This window comes from Enterocloster sp. 210928-DFI.2.20, assembly GCF_020554465.1.
Classification (GTDB): Bacteria; Bacillota; Clostridia; order Lachnospirales; family Lachnospiraceae; genus Enterocloster; species Enterocloster bolteae.
The window spans coordinates 1-1,824 of sequence record NZ_JAJCHK010000080.1 but is presented as its reverse complement, the minus strand read 5'-3'; the positions used below and the strand labels follow the sequence as shown (position 1 = coordinate 1,824).

Genomic DNA, 1,824 nt, shown 5'->3' with positions numbered 1-1,824 from the left:
ATAATCTCTCGGAATCTCTAAGCCAGTAAATATAAGGCTTTCAGATTCCTTTTTTATTAAAATCCCCCACTTTTTTTGCCAAAAACACTTGACAAATCCATCGAAAAATGCGGCGCTTCGCGCCTATTGATTAATAAGAACCGTCGCTCGCGGCGGCAGATATTTTTCGATTGGAGGCGATTTTTATGTTACCTGTTAACTGTGGCAGTCATGCAGACTACCAAAACTTTGTTGTTACTAATCTTCGTAAATATTATCCTAATCCAAATGCTCTTGCTCGTTCCACCTGGGATATCATTGAGCGGTTTTGGAATCTCGATTTATCTTTTACCGATACTTTTATGACTGATAAATATTCAAAATTCGGACCAGCCCCACGAACTCCTTCTTGCATGCAACGTTCTTACCTTCTTTCCATTGACTTTAAGGTTACTTCATTAACGGAGTGGGCTGCCCAGCTTAAAATGAATCCTCTTTACGCCATCCTCAGTGGATTTGAACCTGGTAATACTCCCGGGGTTGGCACTTTTTATGATTTTATAAACCGCTTGTGGGATTCTGATGATGACCATATGTCACCACATATCCATCCTCTTAAAACCAAGGTTAAGAAGCCTAAAACAAAAGGCACGAAAGCTGATTCTGTGGAAAAAGTTACTGTTGCCGATCTTCTTCCTGTTTTAGAACATACTGACTTTAAACTGGACGAACAGCCTTATTCTTCTCTCTTTGCAATCTATCAGAAAGAGTTCCTTGATGTTTCTGTATCCACAGGACTTATTCATTCGGATGCTTTGGCTTTAGCCGGTGATGGAACTCCTGTTGTAACTTCACACAGAGAACGGAAAAAGCGTATCTGTAAATGCAAAGAGAATGGCATTACTGACTGCAAATGTGACCGCTACTTTTCCCAGCCCGATTGTGATATCGGCTGGGATTCTTCCCGCGACTGTTATTATCATGGCTATGATCTATACATGCTTGTTGATTCGCAAAGTGACTTACCGGTATTTCCTCATTTTTGCTGTGCTTCAAAACATGATTCACATGGATTCCTGCACGCTTTTTTCAGGATGAAATCTTTTCTTCCTGATTACACTGTTTCAAAAGTACTTTTGGATTCTGCACATGATGCCATGCCTTATTATCAATACTTCAAGCGCGAGAATATAACACCATTTATCGACCTTAATGGAAAAGGTGGAAGACCCCCTGTTTATAAAAATGACTTTACGATTGACAAAGATGGAGTCCCTGTTTGCCCCTCTGGATGCCGTATGCGTCGTGATGGTATTGAAGTTGCTAAAGGCAGAATGAAATTCAAATGTCCTAAGATCAGTCACGCTGGTGGCTGTATCTCCTGTACATGCGAAAACCCTTGTTCAAATGCTAAATACGGACGTACCGTCCATCTGGTTCTGAAAGATAATCCAAGATTGTTTAATGATCCACCAAGAAGCAGTAAGGAATGGAAACTGGAATACAATGCAAGAACTTCTGCTGAGCGTTCTAACAAACGCGAGAAATTAGATTTTAAATTAGAAGACGGCAGACACCGCTCAACTAAGATGTGGTACTGCCGCCTCTATCACATCCTGATGTTACAACATCTGGATGCATGGGATTTGCCACCTGAATCAACCCTGAAAAAAATGATTTTGGATGTAGCATAATCCTGTAGATTATTATATCTCATTTTTTGAAACATAGCGACAGTTATGTTTATTTCTTGCGTTCATTTTTTCGTTCAAGAATAATATTTACTTTTCAAAGTTCAATGCCAGAGTTTTGCTGGCATGATCACTCAAGATTCCGAGAGATCAT

General features: G+C 40.0%; 1 protein-coding gene. It reads left to right on the top strand.

All coding sequences use genetic code 11. The annotated features are described in order from the left end of the window. The first annotated feature begins 185 nt into the window (after positions 1–185). Positions 186–1,673, top strand: coding sequence for a hypothetical protein (locus tag LI015_RS27865; RefSeq protein WP_227126769.1), 1,488 nt, complete (start codon positions 186–188; stop codon positions 1,671–1,673). Positions 1,674–1,824: the final 151 nt, after the last annotated feature.